General features: G+C 69.4%; 20 protein-coding genes, 1 tRNA gene and 1 pseudogene. 11 read left to right on the forward strand and 11 right to left on the reverse strand.

Annotated elements, in window-relative coordinates; translation table 11 throughout:
• Positions 1-57: 57 nt before the first annotated feature.
• The 3 genes from CXQ92_RS07260 to CXQ92_RS07270 all read left to right on the forward strand — a co-directional run bounded on the left by CXQ92_RS07260 (position 58) and on the right by CXQ92_RS07270 (position 3,455).
• Positions 58-1,257 (forward strand): amidohydrolase, encoded by a 1,200-nt coding sequence (locus tag CXQ92_RS07260; protein WP_104166483.1) that lies wholly within the window; start codon positions 58-60, stop codon positions 1,255-1,257.
• 9 nt (positions 1,258-1,266) lie between these two features.
• Entirely contained in the window at positions 1,267-1,683 is a 417-nt protein-coding gene (locus CXQ92_RS07265) for a hypothetical protein (RefSeq protein ID WP_104166485.1), read from the forward strand.
• 218 nt (positions 1,684-1,901) lie between these two features.
• Positions 1,902-3,455 (forward strand): LTA synthase family protein, encoded by a 1,554-nt coding sequence (locus tag CXQ92_RS07270; RefSeq protein ID WP_104166487.1) that lies wholly within the window; start codon positions 1,902-1,904, stop codon positions 3,453-3,455.
• A gap of 115 nt (positions 3,456-3,570) precedes the next feature.
• Here the strand turns inward: CXQ92_RS07270 and CXQ92_RS07275 are convergent, their stop codons facing one another.
• On the reverse strand, positions 3,571-4,734 hold the full coding sequence (locus tag CXQ92_RS07275; protein WP_104166832.1) for a cystathionine gamma-synthase: 1,164 nt from the start codon (positions 4,732-4,734) through the stop codon (positions 3,571-3,573).
• A gap of 26 nt (positions 4,735-4,760) precedes the next feature.
• Entirely contained in the window at positions 4,761-6,137 is a 1,377-nt protein-coding gene (locus CXQ92_RS07280; RefSeq protein ID WP_104166489.1) for a cystathionine beta-synthase, read from the reverse strand.
• 177 nt (positions 6,138-6,314) lie between these two features.
• Here CXQ92_RS07280 and CXQ92_RS07285 point away from each other — a divergent pair, with 177 nt between their 5' ends.
• The 3 genes from CXQ92_RS07285 to CXQ92_RS07295 all read left to right on the forward strand — a co-directional run bounded on the left by CXQ92_RS07285 (position 6,315) and on the right by CXQ92_RS07295 (position 8,769).
• The gene (locus tag CXQ92_RS07285) at positions 6,315-7,391 is read left to right on the forward strand and encodes a tartrate dehydrogenase (protein ID WP_104166491.1); all 1,077 of its coding nucleotides are present in this window, start codon (positions 6,315-6,317) and stop codon (positions 7,389-7,391) included.
• Between the two features lie 41 nt (positions 7,392-7,432).
• On the forward strand, positions 7,433-8,407 hold the full coding sequence (locus CXQ92_RS07290; RefSeq protein WP_104166493.1) for a DNA-3-methyladenine glycosylase: 975 nt from the start codon (positions 7,433-7,435) through the stop codon (positions 8,405-8,407).
• Between the two features lie 74 nt (positions 8,408-8,481).
• Positions 8,482-8,769, forward strand: a complete 288-nt coding sequence (locus tag CXQ92_RS07295) for a putative quinol monooxygenase (protein ID WP_104166495.1) — start codon at positions 8,482-8,484, stop codon at positions 8,767-8,769.
• 97 nt (positions 8,770-8,866) lie between these two features.
• On the opposite strand, the gene trxA is transcribed toward CXQ92_RS07295, so the two are convergent.
• A complete protein-coding gene (gene trxA / locus CXQ92_RS07300) occupies positions 8,867-9,256 on the reverse strand; it encodes a thioredoxin (RefSeq protein ID WP_104166497.1) in 390 nt (129 codons plus the stop codon).
• Positions 9,257-9,341: 85 nt separating this feature from the next.
• On the opposite strand from trxA, the gene CXQ92_RS07305 reads away from it, so the two are divergent.
• The gene (locus tag CXQ92_RS07305) at positions 9,342-9,776 is read left to right on the forward strand and encodes a DUF1810 domain-containing protein (protein ID WP_104166499.1); all 435 of its coding nucleotides are present in this window, start codon (positions 9,342-9,344) and stop codon (positions 9,774-9,776) included.
• A gap of 16 nt (positions 9,777-9,792) precedes the next feature.
• Here the strand turns inward: CXQ92_RS07305 and CXQ92_RS07310 are convergent, their stop codons facing one another.
• On the reverse strand, positions 9,793-10,236 hold the full coding sequence (locus CXQ92_RS07310) for a MarR family winged helix-turn-helix transcriptional regulator (protein ID WP_258069778.1): 444 nt from the start codon (positions 10,234-10,236) through the stop codon (positions 9,793-9,795).
• Positions 10,237-10,323: 87 nt separating this feature from the next.
• On the opposite strand from CXQ92_RS07310, the gene CXQ92_RS07315 reads away from it, so the two are divergent.
• Complete coding sequence (locus CXQ92_RS07315) at positions 10,324-10,857, forward strand: DUF6314 family protein (protein WP_104166503.1); 534 nt, start codon at positions 10,324-10,326, stop codon at positions 10,855-10,857.
• Here the strand turns inward: CXQ92_RS07315 and CXQ92_RS07320 are convergent.
• The 3 genes from CXQ92_RS07320 to CXQ92_RS07330 form a co-directional block, all read right to left on the reverse strand.
• On the reverse strand, positions 10,772-11,836 hold the full coding sequence (locus CXQ92_RS07320; protein WP_104166505.1) for an acyltransferase: 1,065 nt from the start codon (positions 11,834-11,836) through the stop codon (positions 10,772-10,774). The two genes, CXQ92_RS07315 and CXQ92_RS07320, sit on opposite strands and share 86 nt — an antisense overlap.
• A 148-nt stretch (positions 11,837-11,984) precedes the next feature.
• Positions 11,985-12,066 (reverse strand) — tRNA-Tyr (locus CXQ92_RS07325).
• Between the two features lie 89 nt (positions 12,067-12,155).
• The gene (locus CXQ92_RS07330; RefSeq protein WP_104166507.1) at positions 12,156-12,533 is read right to left on the reverse strand and encodes a hypothetical protein; all 378 of its coding nucleotides are present in this window, start codon (positions 12,531-12,533) and stop codon (positions 12,156-12,158) included.
• Between the two features lie 147 nt (positions 12,534-12,680).
• On the opposite strand from CXQ92_RS07330, the gene CXQ92_RS07335 reads away from it, so the two are divergent.
• The gene (locus CXQ92_RS07335; RefSeq protein ID WP_104166509.1) at positions 12,681-13,169 is read left to right on the forward strand and encodes a YajQ family cyclic di-GMP-binding protein; all 489 of its coding nucleotides are present in this window, start codon (positions 12,681-12,683) and stop codon (positions 13,167-13,169) included.
• 78 nt (positions 13,170-13,247) lie between these two features.
• On the opposite strand, the gene htpX is transcribed toward CXQ92_RS07335, so the two are convergent.
• The 3 genes from htpX to CXQ92_RS07350 all read right to left on the reverse strand — a co-directional run bounded on the left by htpX (position 13,248) and on the right by CXQ92_RS07350 (position 16,304).
• Positions 13,248-14,129 (reverse strand): zinc metalloprotease HtpX, encoded by an 882-nt coding sequence (gene htpX, locus CXQ92_RS07340; protein WP_104166511.1) that lies wholly within the window; start codon positions 14,127-14,129, stop codon positions 13,248-13,250.
• 118 nt (positions 14,130-14,247) lie between these two features.
• A complete protein-coding gene (locus CXQ92_RS07345) occupies positions 14,248-15,534 on the reverse strand; it encodes an MFS transporter (RefSeq protein ID WP_104166513.1) in 1,287 nt (428 codons plus the stop codon).
• A 65-nt stretch (positions 15,535-15,599) separates the two neighbouring features.
• A complete protein-coding gene (locus CXQ92_RS07350; RefSeq protein WP_104166515.1) occupies positions 15,600-16,304 on the reverse strand; it encodes a triacylglycerol lipase in 705 nt (234 codons plus the stop codon).
• A 95-nt stretch (positions 16,305-16,399) separates the two neighbouring features.
• Here CXQ92_RS07350 and CXQ92_RS07355 point away from each other — a divergent pair, with 95 nt between their 5' ends.
• Together CXQ92_RS07355 and CXQ92_RS07360 are read left to right on the forward strand one after the other, a co-directional pair.
• A complete protein-coding gene (locus CXQ92_RS07355) occupies positions 16,400-16,879 on the forward strand; it encodes a Fur family transcriptional regulator (RefSeq protein WP_104166834.1) in 480 nt (159 codons plus the stop codon).
• 7 nt (positions 16,880-16,886) lie between these two features.
• Complete coding sequence (locus tag CXQ92_RS07360; RefSeq protein WP_104166517.1) at positions 16,887-18,374, forward strand: catalase; 1,488 nt, start codon at positions 16,887-16,889, stop codon at positions 18,372-18,374.
• 248 nt (positions 18,375-18,622) lie between these two features.
• Here CXQ92_RS07360 and CXQ92_RS18085 read toward each other — a convergent pair.
• Positions 18,623-19,499: pseudogene (locus CXQ92_RS18085) on the reverse strand (hypothetical protein); the annotation flags it as partial.

The following is a 19,499-nucleotide window of genomic DNA, read 5'->3' on the forward strand; positions in this document are numbered from 1 at the left end:
CGCCCGCCTGCCGATAGGGTGGAAATCACCCGACCCCCTGTGAAAGGTCTCACGCCGATGTCGCACTCCAGCGGGAACACCGCCCCCGTCACCGCCATCACGAACGCCCACGTCGTCCCGATCGACGGCGAGCCCTTCGACGGCACCGTCGTCGTCGAGGACGGCCGCATCACGGCCCTCGGCGCGTCCGTCGCCGTACCCGACGGCGCGGCCGTCGTCGACGCGGCCGGCAAGTGGCTGCTGCCCGGCTTCGTCGACGCCCACGTGCACCTCGGGACGCACGAGGAGGGTGAGGGTTCCGCGGGCGACGACACCAACGAGATGACCAACCCGAACACCGCCGGCGTCCGCGCGATCGATGCCATCAACCCCTTCGACCCGGGATTCGACGACGCCCTTGCGGGCGGCGTGACCACCGTGAACGTGAACCCGGGGTCCGGCAACCCGATCGGAGGGCTCGCCGTCGCCCTCCACACGCACGGCCGGTACCTCGAGGAGATGGTGCTGCGCTCGCCCAGCGGCCTGAAGTCGGCGCTGGGCGAGAACCCCAAGCGCGTGTACGGCGGCAAGGACAAGACGCCGTCGACGCGCCTCGGCACCGCGCTCGTCATCCGCGAAGCGTTCATGAAGGCCCAGAACTACATGGGCAAGGCCGACGAGAACGCACGCGACCCGCACCTCGAGGCGCTCGCCATGGTGCTGCGGCGCGAGATCCCGTGGCGCCAGCACGCCCACCGGGCCGACGACATCGCCACGGCGCTCCGCATCGCCGACGAGTTCGGGTACGACCTCGTGCTGGACCACGGCACCGAGGCGCACCTGCTCGGCGACATCCTGGCGGAGCGCGGGACCCCCGTGCTGATCGGCCCCCTGTTCACCACGAAGTCCAAGGTGGAACTGCGCGGCCGTTCGATCGCCAATCCGGGCAAGCTGGCGAAGGCCGGCGTCGAGATCTCGATCATCACCGACCACCCGGTCATCCCGATCAACTTCCTCGTGCACCAGGCGACGCTGGCCATCAAGGAGGGCCTCGACCGCGAGACGGCCCTGCGCTCCATCACGATCAATCCGGCGAAGGTCCTCGGGCTGGCCGACCGTCTCGGCTCGCTCGCCGTCGGCAAGGACGCGGACCTCGTGCTGTGGAGCGGGGATCCGCTCGATGTCATGCAGCGCGCCCTGCAGGTCTGGATCGGTGGCACGGAGGTCTACTCCTACGACACCGGGACACATACCGGCACCGTCGCGCCGCGGGGCTGAGGACCACCCGTGGCGACACCCCTGCCACCCCGGCCGTTCACCCTGCGTGCCGCCGTCCTGCTGTGGCTCGTGATCGCGGTCCTGCTGCTCATCGCTGCCGGTACCTTTCTCGCGTCGTCCGCTGTGCAGGACGGCGACCGCGCCGGGTTCATCGGCCTCGGCGCACTGTTCGGGGCACTCGCCGTGCTGCAGTTGCTCCTCCTGCTCCCGCTGCGCCGGGGCAGGAGGAGCGCCCGCGAGCTGCTGAGCACCATCGGCATCATCGCGGGCGTGCCGATCGTGGTCCGCGGGACACCCGGACTGTCGCTGATCGCGGGGGCGATGCTCGTCGCCGTGCTGCTCATGTGGCTGCCGCAGAGCAGTGACTACTTCCAGCTCACGCAGCCGAAGGCGAAGAAACGCCTCCGGCTGCCGGGTTCCCGCTGACCACAGCCCGGTCGCCACGGCGTTCTGGTAGCCACACCCTGCCCGGCCGCCGCGCCGGGTCGTCGAAGCTGGCAAAACCATGTGAACGGTGCACCACCACCGGGTGAACCGCTGTTGAACAGGTAGCGTGGCGATACTAGGATCTTCTGAACCCGAGAACGGGTGCAATGTCAAGGGTGTACGGCGAACACGCGGGCATCTGAAACGCGAGGTGGCGCATGTCTGACCCGAATCTCCACGTGACCCGACGGGTCGGCGCCGCCGTGGGGCGTGTGCTGCTCTACTCCATGCTCTGGGCGGGGATCGCGCTGCTCATCGCCGCCGCCGGCATCCGCTTCCTCTGGGGTCACATCTCCGTCAACCAGATGCTCCTCAACCTCGTCTCCGTGGAGACCGACGGTGGGGGCGGACCCATCGTCTGGATGGGCCTCCTGGGCGTCGGTGTCCTGCCCCTCGTCATCACCGTCGGCATCGCGCTGTGGCAGCGCTCCCGCCGTAGGCGCCTCCGCGATGACGACGACGCCCGCCCTCGGCGTTCACCGTGGATCGGGCGAACCGTCTCCACGGTCCTGGTGGCTGCGGTGATGGTCGGCGGCACCACCGCCTTCGGGAGCGCCGTCGGGATGGGCGACTACATCGAGGCGGGGAAGTCCGAGTACGACCTCGGCGAGTACCACGTGGAGCCGATCGTCACCAGCGATGAGCGGAAGCGCAACCTGGTGCTGATCTACCTGGAATCGGGCGAAGCCACCCTTGCTGACGACCGGCTCTTCGAGAAGGATGCGTTCGCTCCCCTGAAGGACGCCACCAGGGACACGGACGGCTGGCAGAGCATCGACGGCCTCCAGCAGTACAGGGGTGGAGGCTGGACCATGGCGGGCCTCGCCTCGACCCAGTGCGGCATCCCCCTGAAGGGCGGCGGCCCCGCGGCGAGCAGCGGTACCACCAACGAGCTCGGCAACGACGTCGACACCTACCTGGGCGGGACGACCTGCCTGGGCGATGTCCTGGACGATCACGGCTACACGAGCGTGTTCATGGGCGGCGCCAATGCCTCCTTCGCGGCGAAGGACACGTTCCTCGCCAGCCATGGCTACTCCGAGGTGAAGGATCTCACCGACTGGCGCGCAGCCGGCGAACCGGCGACGAGCTTCCGCAGCGACTGGGGCCTGAACGATCAGCGCCTCCTGGCCCGTGCCAGGGAGGAGGTCGACGCGCTCCACGCCGAGGCGAAGAAGACGCGTCAGCCGTTCAACCTCTCCATCCTGACCCTGGACACCCACGAGCCGGTGCACGTCTACGACTACTGTCCCGTGGACACGCAGAACGAGGTGACGTCCGTGTTCGCCTGCTCCATGACCGAGGTGGCCGGCTTCGTGGACTACCTGGAGGAGAAGGGCTACCTCGAGGACACCGCCGTGGTGATCATGGGTGACCACCTCAAGCACATGAACGCCGGAGACGCCTTCCACGAGCAGCTGGACGACCATCCCGACCGCACCATCTTCAACCGGATCTGGATCCCGGGCGCAACGAAGGACGCTGCGCTCCGCCCCGGCGTGGACCAGCTGAACATGTACCCGACCCTTCTGGAAGCAGCCGGCCTGACCCTGAAGGACCGGCAGGCGGGGCTCGGGGTGTCCGCCTTCGCCCCGGCGGTCCCGGACGGGTCGGCGCAGGCCATGGAGCCGGGGCGCTATGCGGATCTGCTGGACTCGCGCTCCGCGGACTTCTACGCGGACGCCTGGGCGGCCGCTCCGTCGCCCCGGTGACGTCGCCGGACCCACCGGACCCGACAGCAGCGGCAGCACCCGACGAGCGCGCAGGGCCGCTCCCCGGACGGACGAAAGGGCCCCTTCCGCAGAAGGGGCCCTTTCGACCGAGGGGCTACCGGAGGGCCGCGATGGCCTGCTCGAGGTCGCCGATCAGGTCCTCGAGGTCCTCGATGCCGACCGACAGCCGGATGAGGTTCTCGGGCACGGCCAGCTCGGTGCCCTTCACGGAGGCATGCGTCATGTCGCTCGGGTAGTTCATGAGTGACTCGATGCCGCCGAGGGACTCCGCGAGGATGAACACGTGCGTCGACTCGGCCACCTTCTTCGCGGCCTCCGCCCCGCCCTTGAACGTCACGGAGATCATGCCGCCGAAGTCCTTCATCTGGGCCGCGGCGAGGTCGTGGCCGGGGTGCTCGGGCAGACCGGGGTAGAACACGCGTTCCACCTCGTCCTGCTGCTGCAGCCAGCGGGCGATCGCCGTCGCGTTCGAGGAGTGGCGGTCCATCCGGACGCCGAGGGTCTTGAGGCCGCGCGTGGTCAGCCAGGCCTCCATCGGCGCGGACACGGCACCGACCGCGAACTGCACGAACCCGACCTTCTCGGCGAGCGCGTCGTCGTTCACGACGACCGCCCCGCCACTGGCATCGGAGTGCCCGCCGATGTACTTGGTGGTCGAGTGCACGACGACGTCGGCCCCGAACGCGAGCGGCTGCTGCAGGTACGGAGAGGCGAACGTGTTGTCGACGACGAGCAGGGCGCCGGCCTCGTGCGCGAGCTGGGCCGTGGCGGCGATGTCGGTGATCTTCATCATCGGGTTGGACGGCGTCTCGGCCCAGACCATCTTCGTGTTGTTCGCGGTGATGGCCGCCTGGACGGCAGCGCCGTCCGCCATGTCCACGGCCGTGTTCGTGATGCCCCACTCGGACAGGACGCGGTCGATCAGGCGGTAGGTGCCGCCGTAGGCGTCGTTGCCGAGCACGATGTGGTCACCGGGACGCAGCGCGGCACGGATCAGGGCGTCCTCGGCGGCGAGGCCCGAGGAGAAGCTGAAGGCGTGCCTTCCCCCTTCCAGCGCCGCGATCTGGACCTGCAGCGCGTCCCGGGTGGGGTTGGTGCCGCGGCCGTACTCGTAGCCGTTGCGCAGCTGGCCGATGCCGTCCTGCGCGAACGTGGTGGTCTGGTACAGGGGCGGGATCACCGCTCCGGTGGTCGGATCGGGGGTCTGGCCTGCGTGGATGGCCCGGGTGTTGAAGCCCTGGGCGTCAGAGTGCGTCACGATGCTCCTGGAGTTCGGGGAGGGGGTCACTTGCTCATGTATGTCAGCAAGTCGTGGCGCGTAAGAATTCCCACCGGCGAGCCGATGAAGGTCACCATGAGCGTGTCGCTGTCCTGGAGCCTCTCGCGGGCCGCCTCCACGGATTCGAGGGACCCGATGAGGGGCAGCTTCGCGTCCATGTGCTGGGAGACCTCGTCCGTCAGCTTCGCCTCGCCGTGGAAGATCTTCGCCGTCAGGGACCGCTCGTCGATCGATCCCACGACCTCGCCCATCTTGACCGGCGGCTCCTGCGACAGCACGGGGATGCTGGACACGCCGTACTCGCCCATGATCGATATGACATCGCGGACCGTCTCGGTGGGGTGCGTGTGCACGAGGTCCGGCAGGGCGCCGCTCTTCGCGCGCAGCACCTCGCCCACGCTCGTGTCCTCGCCGCTGTCCATGAAGCCGTAGGACCTCATCCAGTCGTCGTTGAAGATCTTGCCGAGGTAGCCGCGGCCGCCGTCGGGCAGGAGGACCACGACGACGTCGTCCTCCGTCAGGTCCTTCGCGACGCGCAGCGCCGCGACCACGGCCATGCCGCAGGACCCGCCGACCAGCAGGCCCTCCTCGCGGGCGAGGCGCCGGGTCATCTCGAAGCTCTCGGCGTCGGTGACGCCGTGGATCTCGTCCGGCACGGCAGGGTCGTAGGAGTCCGGCCACATGTCCTCGCCGACGCCCTCGACGAAGTAGGGCCGGCCGGTTCCGCCGGAGTAGATGGAGCCGTCCGGGTCCGCGCCGATGATGCGGACGGGTCCGCCCTCGCGGTCGGCGGAGACCTCCTTGAGGTACCGGCCCGTGCCGGTGATGGTCCCGCCGGTGCCGACGCCGGTGACGAAGTGCGTCACGGTGCCGTCGGTGTCGTTCCAGATCTCGGGCCCGGTGGTCTCGTAGTGGCTGAGCGGACCGTTGGGGTTGGAGAACTGGTCCGGCTTGTACGCGCCGGGGATCTCGCGGACCAGGCGGTCGGAGACGCCGTAGTAGGACTGCGGGCTGTCGGGGGCCACGGCGGTGGGCGTGACGACGACCTCCGCGCCGTACGCCTTCAGGACGTTGCGCTTGTCCTCGCCCACCTTGTCGGGGACCACGAACACGCACTTGTAGCCTCGCTGCTGGGCGACGAGGGCGAGACCGACGCCGGTGTTGCCGGAGGTCGGTTCGACGATGGTGCCGCCGGGCTTGATCCTGCCCTCGGCCTCCGCGGCGTCGATGATCTTCGCCGCGATGCGGTCCTTCACCGACCCGCCGGGGTTGAGGTATTCGACCTTCGCGAGGACGGTTGCTTTGATGCCGTCGGTGACGGAGTTGAGCTTGACCAGCGGGGTGTTGCCGATCAGGTCAACGATGGAATTGGCGTACTTCATGACGACAACGCTACCGGCTGGCTCCCCCAACGTTCGCGCCGCTGTTACGCCGCAGGACGTCGTGACGTCACCGGCCGCCGCGCCGGCGTCACCTGCCACCGTCCTCGGACTGGGGCTGCCCGGCACCCGAGCCTAGGGTGGGAGGGACAGGATCGCGCCGACGAAGGAGACCCGGAGATGACCAGGACGTACAGGATCGCGGTGATCGCAGGGGACGGCATCGGCAAGGAGGTCGTACCGGAAGGGCTGAGGGCACTCCGGGCCGCCGCGGACAGGTTCGGCTTCACCATCGACGCCGTGGAGTTCGACTACGCCAGCGCCGAGTACTACGTGGCGCACGGGCAGATGCTCCCCGACGACTGGTTCGAGGAGCTGCGCACCTTCGACGCCATCTTCTTCGGCGCGGTCGGCTGGCCCGACGTCGTCCCCGACCACGTCTCCCTGTGGGGCAGCCTGCTGCAGTTCCGGCGCCACTTCGACCAGTACGTGAACCTGCGCCCCGTCCGCCTCCTGCCGGGGATCACCAGTCCCCTCGCGGGGCGGAAGCCGGGCGACGTCGATTTCTACGTGGTCCGCGAGAACACCGAGGGCGAGTATTCGAGCGTGGGCGGCCGGATGTTCGAGGGGACGGACCGCGAGACCGTCATCCAGGACACCGTGATGACCCGCACGGGCGTGGACCGGATCCTCCGGTACGCGTTCGAGCTCGCGCAGCGGCGCGGGAAGAAGCACCTGACGTCGGCGACGAAGAGCAACGGCATCTCGATCACCATGCCCTACTGGGACGAGCGGGTGGAGGCGATGGCGGCGGACTACGGGGACGTCCGCGTGGACAAGTTCCACATCGACATCCTCTGTGCGAACTTCGTGCTGCACCCGGACTGGTTCGACGTCGTCGTGGCCAGCAACCTCTTCGGCGACATCCTCTCCGACCTCGGGCCGGCCTGCACCGGGACGATCGGCGTCGCCCCCAGCGGCAACATCAACCCGGACCGCACGTTTCCCAGTCTCTTCGAACCGGTGCACGGCTCGGCCCCCGATATCGCGGGCCGGGGTATCGCCAACCCGGTGGGCCAGATCTGGAGCGCCTCGATGATGCTCGAGCACCTCGGCGAGGCGGACGCCGCGGCGTGCATCCTCTCCGCGATCGAGTCGGTGCTCGCCGCGGGCGGGGACACGCTCACGCCGGACCTGGGCGGAACCGGCACGACGGCGTCGCTCGGGGACACGATCACGCGCACCATCGCGGGCTGAGCGCGGGTGCGACCGTCCGGGCCCCGTGGGACGATTGACGCATGACCCTTGCTCCCGTCGTGCTGCCCTCGGGTGCCGAGGCCACGGAGTGGGTGCCCGACGGCCCGTACAGCCTGGCCAGGACGATCGGCACCCTGCAGTGCGGGCCGCACGACCCGTCGTTCATCGTGCAGGGCACCGATCACTGGCTCGCGTTCCGGACCGCCGACGGACCGGTCACGCTGGCCCTGCGCCAGCGCGGGTCGCTGAACGACAGCCGCGTCCAGGCGACCGCGTGGGGGCCCGGGGCGGCCCGCGCTCTCGCGTCCGTCCCCCGCCTGCTCGGCGCCGACGACGACTGGAGCGCGTTCGACGCGTCCGAATTCCGCGCCACGCTGCCCGACCTCGCCCGCAAGGGCCGGTACCTCAGTCCCGGGCTGCGCCTGCCGTCGTCGGGCCGCATGCTCGACACGGTCGCGCGGGCCGTCCTCGAGCAGAGGGTCACCGGCATCGAGGCCAAGCGCGCCTGGCGCTACCTGCTCGTCCGCTACGGGGACGCCGCCCCGGGGGCCGGGGGCGTCGCGCCGGCCGCACTCCGCCTCCCGCCGACGGCCGAGCAGTGGCGCCGGGTCCCCTCCTGGGACTGGCACCGGGCCGGCGTCGACGCCCAGCGCTCGTCCACCGTCCTCAAGGCCGCCCTCGTCGCGACCGGCCTGGAACGCCTCGCGTCCCTGCCGGGAGGCGACGCCGTCCGCACAGGGCTCCGGTCCATCTCGGGAATCGGTGTCTGGACGGTGGCCGAAGTGGTGCAGCGGACGCACGGCTGCCCCGATTCCATCTCGGTGGGCGACTACCACCTCGCCGCCTACGTGGGTGCGGCGCTCACCGGCCGGCGCACCGACGACGCCGGCATGATCGAACTCCTGAAGCCGTGGAAGGGCCAGCGCCAGCGCGTGGTGCGCTCGCTCTACGCCAGCGGGTTCCGCAAACCGACGTTCGGGCCGAGGCTCTCGCCCGAGGACCACCGCCGGCGCTGACGCGGGTGCGGAGCGCCGAAGAGGCCGGCACGCAACGATGCGGCCCACAGGCGGGCCACCGCTAGGGTTGGAGGATGAGCCAGCCCGTAGACGTCACCGCAGTATTCACCCCGCTCGACGGCGAGTTCTTCCGTGTGGAGCTCGCCCTAGGCATCGCCATCGAACAGGTGGTGGAGGAGCCCGGCTGCATCCGCTACGAGATCACGGATGCCCGGGAGGACCGCATCGTCCTCACCGAGCAGTGGGAGTCCACCGAACTCCTCGACCAGCACCTGCGAGGTCCCGCCGTCCAGGATCTCGGCGAATCCCTGAGCGCCCTGCTGGCCCGGCCCGTGGAGGTCGTGCGTTCGGATCAGGCCTGACCGGGCACCCGCGCGCACCAGAACCAGAACCAGCTCCGATGGACGGAAGAAGCCCCGCACTCGAAGGAGTGCGGGGCTTCCCGGTTCGTCGGAGCGACTACTGTGTGTCGGCGGCCGGGGACCCCTCGGCCTGCTGCTGGGCGATCTGCTCGTGCACGGCCTTCATGTCCAGGCCCTTGACGGCGTCGACGAGTTCGCCGAACTGGGTCGCGTTCAGGGCGCCCGGCTGCGAGAAGACGAGCACCTTCTCGCGGAACGCCATCAGTGTGGGGATGGACGTGATGCCCGCGGCCGCAGCGAGCGACTGCTCGGCCTCGGTGTCCACCTTCGCGAAGGTGACGTCCTCGTGCTGCTGGGACACGGCGTCGTACACGGGGGCGAACTGCTTGCACGGACCACACCAGTCGGCCCAGAAGTCGACGAACACGATGTCGTTGCCCTCGATGGTTTCTGGGAAGCTTGCCTCAGTGATATTGATTGTCGACATCCTTCAACGCTAGCGACCGCCGGCACCCGTGTCAGGCGTGTTCGCTACCGATGAAGAATCCCCACCATCCCTCCCGGAGGCCTCAGTGACCGACGACCCCTACGACCTGGCGCGATTCGTCGAGGCGCAGGATGCCCAGGGCACCTACGCGCAGGCGCTGGCCGAGCTGCACCGGGGACGCAAGACGAGCCACTGGATGTGGTTCGTCTTCCCCCAGATCGCGGGGCTCGGGAGCAGTCCGACGGCGGTCCGGTATGCCGTCACCTCGCTCGAGGAGGCACAGGCCTACCTGTCGCACCCGGTGCTCGGACCCCGACTGATGGAGAGCACCCAGGCCCTCCTCACCCTGGACGGCAGCGATCCCGTGGCCGTGCTCGGCGGGATCGACGCCCGCAAGCTGCAGTCCTCCATGACGCTCTTCAACCGGGCCGCACCCCAGGAACCGTGGTTCCAGGCAGTGCTGGACCGCTACTACGGGGGCGTGGAGGACCAGGGGACCGTCTCGATCCTCGCCGGCTGACGCCGTGGTGCCCCCCCTACCCGAGGGTGTGGTTGATCTTCTGGATGACCGGCAGAGCGGCGGCGAGGGTAGCCCGTTCCCCGTCGTCGAGGCGTGCGAGCAGGGCTGCCACGCGCGCGTTGCGGCGCCGGCCGGCCTCCTCCCACGCGGCACGCCCCTGGGCGGTGAGCTTCACCAGGACGGCGCGCGAGTCGGTCGGGTCCGGCTGGCGGCTGACGAGGCCGGCCTGCTCGAGCTTGATGATCTGCTCGGTGGCAGAGGGAACCCTGATACCGAGATTCGCTGCGACCCGGCTCACCCGGAGCGGAGCGTCGGCCGCCATGCCGAGGGTGCTCATCTGCATGGCGGTGATGTCCCCGTCGCTGTCCATGGAGCGGCTCAGGAAGACGGTGTGACGCAGCGTGGTGCGGAAGGACTGCGCGAGGTCCAGCAGCTGCGGGTCCGGAGGGTCGGGGCTCATAGTTAGGCAGCCTAACATTCTTCCGGGTCCACGGCAAGGTGCGACCCGGCCGGTGCCGCGTTAGCGTGGGGTCGACACGGAGGAACCATGCAGGAGGATGCGCCGATGGCCGCGATGCCCGCCGGACCGGTTCCGGTCCACGATCCGATCCCGTTCCTGGCCGGCACGTGGGCGACGGAGCGCACCATGCTGGACCGGGCGGGCGGCGCGACGGGCATCTTCACCGGCACCACGACCTTCACCCCCGATGACGGCGGCTTGCGCTGGGACGAGCAGGGTACGGCCAGCTGGCCCCATTTCCAGGGACCCGCCTCCCGCTCGTACCGGGTCGTGGCCGACGGCACGACGTTGACCGTACAGTTCGTCGACGGACGCACGCTGTGCCGCCTCGACCTGAGCCGGGGAACGGCGCGCGACGAGCACCTCTGCTCCCCCGACACCTATCGGGTGGACTTCGCGGTGCCGTCACACCACATGGTGAGGTACTCCTGGGACGTGACCGGACCGGCGAAGGACCTCCTGCTGACCACCACGCTCAGGCGCCGGGTCCAGGCATCCGGCCCGCCCGGGAGTCCCGGGAGCGCGGGCCGTCCGGCGCGGCCGTCTGCGGACGGCGCTTGAGCGCGGGCAGCTCGAACAGCAGGTTCACCGACGCGTGCTCCCGCAGGGAGTACACCCGGGCGAGTCCGGCCGGGATCCCCACTCCCACCACCAGGAGCACCGGCAGCAGCCAGGTCCCGGCAATCCCGACGGCGTCCGCGAGGGCGAGCACGCCCATGATGGGCCCGAGATGCACCACGTAGAAGACGATGGAGTAGCGCCCCACGAACTCGAGGGCCGCCGTCGCGCGATGGGTGCCGAGCCGCGGGAAGAGCCAGCACACGACGCCGAGCGCACCCACCACGCCCCAGGCGAACTCCCCCCGGTAGAGCACATCCCTGCCGGCCGCGGCGAGCACGCCCACCGTGACCGCCGAGACCCCTGCCAGCGCCAGCACCCAGGGCCTGCCGATGGCCCGCTCCACCATCCCCGCATGCTGAGCGCACCACGCGCCGAAGAAGAAGAACGCCGCCAGGAACGTCATCGTCCCGGGACGGCCGCCGTCGGGCAGCACGACCGACGCGGCGAGGCTTGCACCGGCGACCGCCAGCGGGGGGACGCGGCGCAGCGGGTAGGCCGCGGCATAGAAGACGAGGATGAACCACAGGTACCAGAGGTAGGTCGGCGAGAGATAGGCGATCTGCGCGAGGGCGCCCACACCGAGGCCTCCGGTCGCGGTCAGGATGATCAGCGACCACAGCAGGTACGGCCACGCCACCAGGGAGACCTTGCCGGCGAAGTAGGTGCGAGCCGGCTTGGCCACCGACCGCGGCAGCAGGATGCCGGACAGGAACATCAGCACCGGCATGCGGAAGGGCTCGAGGAAGAGGTTCACCTGGTCGAGCCCGGGCGTCGGACCCACCGCCATCCGAAGGGCCTCGCCCGCGTGGAGCAGGACGACGAGGAGGATGGCGGCGCCGCGGAGGCTGTCCAGCCATCCGATCCGAGTCTGTGTGGTGCTGATCGTGGTCCCCCGCCGTCGAGCCTCAACTGTAGGCATGCGTACAGGGAGTTCGTCGAACCGGCCCGGGGGGATTGCTACGGACACGGATCCGTGCTGGGGCGGTGCGCGGGAGCGTGTGCAGCGCCGGGTTTTGAAGCGTCAACGGCGAAGGGCCCGCTCCGATGGAGCGGGCCCTTCCTTGCTGTGGCAGATGAGGGATTCGAACCCCCGTAGGCGTTGCCAGCTGATTTACAGTCAGCCCCCTTTGGCCGCTCGGGTAATCTGCCGAACGTCTTCACAGGAAGACCGCCCGCAGCAAGCGCGGGCAAGACAACTTTACCCACAAACCGCCCCGGAGACGAATCGGCCCGGGACGCTACAGGCCCGCGGCCACCCGGCGCTCGATCTGCGCGTAGAAACCGGAGGCCTGCTCCGGTGTGACCAGGCGCAGCAGGACGGCGGTGTCGAGGTCCGCCCGCACTCCTGCCAATCGCTCCTGCGCGGACGGAACCGTGACCCCGGCCGCGGCAGCACCCCACGACGCGACACCGGCCTCCCCGAGGTGCACCCCGGGAATGAGATCGGATGCATCACTGCGCGTGCTGTCCGAGGGGGCGGTCACCGCCGGCGGGACGGCGAGCGCCGGCGCCGCGGTCAACCCTGCCAGCGACGCCGCCGAGGCCGCCGCGAGGAAGGACCCGGCGACGGCCCGGCGGAGCCGGACGCGGTAGCGGCGGCGTCGTGTCCCGGTCATGGCGGTCCTCCTTCGGTGTGTCTGCTCGGCACCACCCTGCCAGCCGACCGTGTGCTTGCCCCCGACGACGCCTGAGCACCCGCTGTGAAGCGCAGGGGTTGCGGATAGGCTTGAGGGCAAGGAACCCAACCACCCCGAGGAGGCATCGTGGCGAGTGAATCCACGTTCGACGTCGTAGGCAAAGTGGACAAGCAGGAGGTCGCCAACGCGCTGAACCAGGCGCAGAAGGAGATCGCCCAGCGGTACGACTTCAAGGGGGTCGGCGCGGAGGTGGACTTCAGCGGCGAGAAGATCCTCATGAAGGCGAACTCGGAGGAGCGCGTCCTCGCGGTGCTCGACGTCCTGCAGTCCAAGATGATCAAGCGCGGCATCTCACTGAAGTCCCTCGACACCGGAGAGCCCTTCCCCTCGGGCAAGGAGTACCGCCTCGAGACCTCCATCAAGGAGGGCATCGCCCAGGACCTCGCGAAGAAGATCAACAAGCTGATCCGCGACGAGGGCCCCAAGGGCGTCAAGTCCCAGATCCAGGGCGACGAGCTGCGCGTCAGCTCCAAGTCGCGTGACGACCTGCAGGCCACCATGGCCCTGCTCAAGAACTTCGACGAGGCAGACCTCCAGTTCGTGAACATGCGCTGACCGCGCCACTCACACGACCAGCACGGACGACGGCGGCCCCACCTGCGGAAGGTGGGGCCGCCGTCGTCCGTTCCGGCCCTACCGGCCGAGCGGGCGGCCCGCCATGCCCTCGAGGCGGGCGATGCGCTGGTCCATCGGCGGGTGGGTCGCGAAGAGCTTGCCCACGCCGGCCCCCTTGAACGGATTCGCGATCATCAGGTGGGAGGTGTTGACGAGGCGCTGGTCCTGCGGCAAGGGCGCCCGCTGGGTACCGCTCTCGAGCTTGCGCAGCGCGGAGGCGAGGGCCAGCGGGTCGTCGGTCAGGGCGGCGCCGTCCTCGTCGGCGTCGTACTCCCGGGTGCGGCCGATCGCGGTCTGGATGAGCCCTGCGGCGAGCGGCGCGAGGAAGGCGAGCAGCAGCGCCGCGATGGGGTTGCCGCCCTGGTTGCGGTTGCCGCCCATGATGCCGGCGAAGGCGAACATCTGCGCCACGGACGTGATGACCCCTGCGACGGCGGCCGCGATGGACCCGGTGAGGATGTCGCGGTTGTAGACGTGCATCAGCTCGTGCCCCAGGACGCCGCGCAGTTCACGCTCGTCCAGCAGCCGCAGGATGCCCTGCGTGCAGCACACCGCGGCGTTCTCCGGATTGCGGCCGGTCGCGAAGGCGTTCGGGGCCATGGTCGGCGACACGTAGAGGCGCGGCATGGGCTTGTTGGCCCGCGTGCTGAGCTCCCGGACGATCCGGTACATGGCGGGCTGCTGCTGCTCCGTCACCTCGACGGCGCCCATGCTGCGGATCGCGATCTTGTCGCTGTTCCAGTAGCTGTAGGCGATCGACCCGACGCCGAGCAGGGCGAACAGCCAGATGAACATGGAGCTCCCGGTCGCCCCGGCGATGACCGCACCGAAGACGAGGAAGATCCCCATCAGGGCACCGAACAGCAACGCCGTCTTGGCACCGTTGAAATGGTTGTGCACTGCACTCTCCTTGCGCTGTGGAGGCCGTGGCGGTGATCGGTACAACGCGGGTGCCGGGCGGCCTGTTCCGTTCATCGTACGGGCCGGCGCTGCGAGCCGGCAGGGAGCCGCCGGCTCGTCAGGGCTCGGGACGGCGCGCATCGTACTGCGCGAACCGGGGCTGCCAGCGTGCGACCGCGAGCACCAGCACGGCGCACGCGATCCCCCCGACGACGGCGGTCCAGCCCTCCCCGAGCCACGCCGCCTGACCACCGGCCACCATGTCGCCGAGGCGCGGTCCGCCGGCGACGACGACGATGAACACTCCCTGGAGGCGCCCGCGCATCGCGTCCGGCGTCGCCGACTGGAGGATCGTGTTGCGGAAGACACTGCTGACGGAGTCGGCGATGCCGGCGAGCACGAGGCAGGCCGCCGCGGGGAGAACCCACACGGAGATCTCCCCCTCGCCCGCCGCGGGCTGACCGGTCGCGGTGGCCATGACGACGACGAGCCCGAAACCCGCCACGGACGCACCCCATCCGACGATCGACCAGATGACCGCCTGGCCCTGCCTGTGGATGTGGCCGAGCGGGCCGGAGAACAGCCCGGCCAGCACCGAGCCGAACGCGCCGGAGGCCAGCAGGATGCCGACGGTCAGCTCACCACCGCCGATGAGCACAGCGCCGACGGCCGGCAGCAGTGCTCTCGGCTGTGCCGTGATCATGGCGATGAGGTCCAGGATGAAGGTCATGCGGATGTTCGGCCGCGTGCCGAGGAAGCGGAACCCCTCGAGCACGGTCGCGAGGCCTGCCCGCCGCGTGGGACCCTCGGGCGGCAGCGGCGGGAGCCGGTAGACGGCCCAGAGCGCGAAGGTGAAGGTGACGACGTCGACCGTGTACGTCCAGGCGTAGCCCACCTGCGCCACGAGGACGCCTGCGAGCAGCGGACCCACCGTGAAGGCCAGGCCGAAGGTGATCATGCTCAGGGCGTTGGCAGCGGGCAGCAGCGCCGGCCGGACCAGGCGCGGGATGATGGAGCTCCGCGTGGGCTGGTTGATGCCGGCCGCACCCGACTGGATCGCGATCAGGGCATAGAGCAGCCCCACGCTGTCCACACCGATCCACGCCTGCAGCGCGATGGCCGCGGTGGTGGCCCACAGCGCCAGCCCCGAGAGCAGCGCGACCGTGCGGCGGTCCTGGGCGTCGGCGATCGCGCCGCCGTAGAGGCCCGCCACCACGAGGGGCACGAGGGCGAACAGGCTGAGCAGGCCGACGCTGAGGGTGGACTGCGTGAGGGAGTAGATCTGCAGGCTCACGGCCACGATGGTGAGCTGCGTGCCGATCGCCGAGAGCGCCGTGCCGATGTACAGCCTGCGGAAGGCCGGACTCTCCTTCAGCGGGGTGATGTCGGCGAGGAGTCTGGGCACGGGGAAAGTCTAGCGGCGGATTGATTCGCTCCGGCAACGGTTGCGGCGCGCCGAGGAGGTGGCGCTCAGGCGGTGCCGGTGTCCTCCGCCGCGATCGCCCGATCGATCTCCCGCAGGACGCGGCGGTCCGCGATGGGCCGGAAGTGCCCCATCGTCTCGAGCTGCACGTTGCGGGCGCCCTCCACGAAGCTGCCGCCGGGGATGTGCGGATCGAACCGCCCGTAGATCGAGGTGATGTGTCGGTTCAGACCGAGGTTCTCCCGGAGGGACTGCAGGGTGGGATTGCCGGGCGAGAACGCCCTGATGCTCGGCAGGAGGAAGAAGTTCGCGTAGACGGACCCGGAGAAGGGCGTGTTCACGGCCACCAGGCGGGTGACCCGCGGTGCGGCGCTGGACATGGTCATCAGGAACTTGCCGATCAGGCCGCCCTTGCTGTGCGCGACGACGACGACGTCGGTGAGCTCGTGCTCCTCGAGGTAGCCGGCGGCGAGCTGCGCCATGGCCGCCACCGTGCCGCGGTTGTACCCCAGCTTCTGTACCACGTGCACCGCGTGCCCAGCCCGGTGCAGATGGTGGGCGATCGGCCGCATGAACTGCCAGGTCTCATAGATGCCGGGAAGGAGCAGGACGGCGGCCTTGCCCTCCGGCGATCCGGGGGCGGGTGTCCGGTACTGCGTGGGGTCCGCCCGGAAGAGGAAGCCGTGGACCTGCCAGAAGCCCACGTAGGCGTAGTCCAGCGCCCAGGCCCAGCCGCGCGCGAAAAGGTTCATCCTGTCAACGGTACCGACTGCACGGGCCGCGTGGTGGAGAAGTTCGCGGCAGCCTATTATGACAAATTCAGATTTACTGGTTCACTGAAGCAATGATGCAGACGAGGAGTGCGACCCGCGAGGCCCGGTGGTCCGCTGCCCTGCACGCGCACCAGCGTCGGGTGACGCGCCAGCGCCTCGCCGTCCTCGCCGCCGTCGAGCAGTCGCCGCATGCCACCGCCGACGACACCGCGGGCGCGGTCCGCGCCGAGCTGCCCCAGATCACCGTGCAGTCCGTGTACGTGATCCTGGCGGATCTCACCGCCATCGGCCTGCTGCGCCGCATCGAGACCCCCCACTCCCCCGCCCGCTACGAGACACGCGTGGACGACAACCACCACCACGCCGTCTGCACCGGATGCGGGCGGATCGAGGACGTGGACTGCGCCGTCGGGCACGCTCCCTGCCTCACCCCCGAATGGTCGCCCGGTGCCTCCCGGATGACAATCCAGATCGCCGAGGTCCTCTACCAGGGACTCTGCGACGACTGCCGCCCGGCAGCCCCACACCACCATCAGTCCCACCACCAGGAATAGGAGCACTATGTCCGCGAACTTCAGCACCACGCAGTCCGGCGCCCCCGTCATCGATGACAGCAACTCGTCCGCCCTCGGCCGCGACGGCGTCATCCCGCTCACCGACCACTACCTCATCGAGAAGCTGGCGCAGTTCAACCGCGAGCGCGTCCCCGAGCGCGTGGTCCACGCCAAGGGCGGCGGAGCCTTCGGTGTCTTCGAGACCACCGAGGACGTCAGCATGTACACCCGCGCCGCGCTCTTCCAGAAGGGCACGACGACGGAGACCCTCCTGCGCTTCTCCTCCGTGGCCGGCGAGCAGGGTTCCCCCGACACCTGGCGGGACCCGCGCGGCTTCGCCCTGAAGTTCTACACCTCCGAGGGCAACTACGACCTCGTGGGCAACAACACCCCGGTCTTCTTCATCCGCGACGGAATCAAGTTCCCCGACTTCATCCACTCGCAGAAGCGCCTGCCCGGCACCAACCTGCGTGATGCCGACATGCAGTGGGACTTCTGGACCCTCAGCCCCGAATCCGCGCACCAGGTGACGTGGCTGATGGGCGATCGTGGCCTGCCGAACTCGTGGCGCACCATGAACGGCTACGGCTCGCACACCTACATGTGGATCAACGAACTGAACGAGAAGTTCTGGGTCAAGTACCACTTCAAGTCCAACCAGGGCCACGAGGTCCTGACGGTCGACGAGGCCGAGGCGCTCGCCGGGTCGGACGCCGACCACCACCTGCGCGACCTCTCGGAGAACATCGCCAAGGGCAATCACCCGAGCTGGGACCTCAAGGTCCAGATCATGCCGTACGACGACGCGAAGACGTACCGCTTCAACCCGTTCGATCTCACGAAGGTGTGGCCGCAGGGCGACTACCCGCTGATCCCGGTCGGCAGACTCACACTGAACCGCAACCCGGAGAACTACTTCGCGCAGATCGAGCAGGCCACGTTCGCGCCGTCGAACTTCGTGCCCGGCATCGCCGCGAGTCCGGACCGCATGCTGCAGGCGCGCATCTTCTCCTATGCCGACGCGCACCGCTACCGGGTGGGCACCAACCACGCGCAGCTGCCCGTGAACATGCCGAAGAACGAGGTGCGCAACTACTCGAAGGACGGCGCGGCGCGCTACCACTTCAATGCGGCCTCCACCCCGGTCTACGCGCCGAACTCGGTCGGCGGACCCGCCGCCGATCCGGCGCAGTACGGTGAGCACGGCGGCTGGGAGAACGACGGCGACCTCGTCCGCGCAGCGCACTCGCTGCACGCCGAGGACGACGACTTCGGCCAGGCCGGGACGCTCTACCGCGAGGTGTTCGACGACGCCCAGCGTGCCCGCTTCCTCGAGACCATCACCGGCGCCGTGGGCGGCGTGCAGAGCGACGAGATCCGCGCGCGGGCCATCCAGTACTGGGCCAACGTCGACGCCGAGCTCGGCGCGAAGCTCGCAGCGAATCTCGGCAGCGGCGACACGCCGGCCACCGAGTCGGAAGCCGCGCTCTACTAGGCGCTCCGGCACGAAGCACGAGGAGGGCGGACCCGTTCGGGCCCGCCCTCTTCCTATCTCCGGACACCTGCCCCGTGTCGCCGGATCGGGGTGACGCGTCCGGTCTCTTCCGTCGACGGGCCACCGGCCCGTCGAGCGGTGCTTGGCCCGTGCGGTCGGGGCCGTGGGGACGTGCCGCCCGCACAACGGAAGCGCCCGGTGGACTGAACGTCCACCGGGCGCTTCCCGGCCCTACGACCCTCCCGGTCTCACTTGTAGGTGATCACCGCCCCGGTGGCGGCGGACCAGGCGATGCGTCCTCCCTGGAAGTCCTGGGCCTGGACAGTGGCGCTGACCCTGAACTCGTTACTGGTCGGATACCCCAGGCGGCCGTTCTCCGATCCCTGTGCCATCCACTTGACCTTGATCCCGCCGCGGGTGATGTGAGCCCCCGTAGCCGGGGACCAATGGATCGCGCCACCCTGGAACACCTGGTAGGCGCCACCGTTCTTCAGGCCACCGATCTCATTACTGGTCGGATACCCCAGGAACCCGTTCTGGGATCCCTGCGCCACCCAGGCGACCCTGATCCCACCATTGGTGATGTGCGCCCCCGTAGCCGGGGACCAATGGATCGCGCCACCCTGGAACGTCTGGTAGACGCCACCGTTCTTCAGGCCTCCGATCTCGTTGCTGGTCGGATACCCCAGGAACCCGTTCTCCGACCCCTTCGCCACCCAGGCCGCCTTGATCCCACCATTGGTGATGTGCGCCCCCGTAGCCGGGGACCAATGGATCGCGCCACCCTGGAACACCTGGTAGACGCCACCGTTCTTCAGGCCACCGATCTCATTACTGGTCGGATACCCCAGGAACCCGTTCTGGGATCCCTGCGCCACCCAGGCGACCCTGATCCCACCATTGGTGATGTGCGCCCCCGTAGCCGGGGACCAATGGATCGCGCCACCCTGGAACGTCTGGTAGACGCCACCGTTCTTCAGGCCTCCGATCTCGTTGCTGGTCGGATACCCCAGGAACCCGTTCTCCGACCCCTTCGCCACCCAGGCCGCCTTGATCCCACCATTGGTGATGTGCGCCCCCGTAGCCGGGGACCAATGGATCGCGCCACCCTGGAACACCTGGTAG

This window comes from Arthrobacter sp. SX1312 (assembly GCF_002929295.1).
In the GTDB taxonomy this organism is placed as follows: domain Bacteria; phylum Actinomycetota; class Actinomycetes; order Actinomycetales; family Micrococcaceae; genus Arthrobacter_D.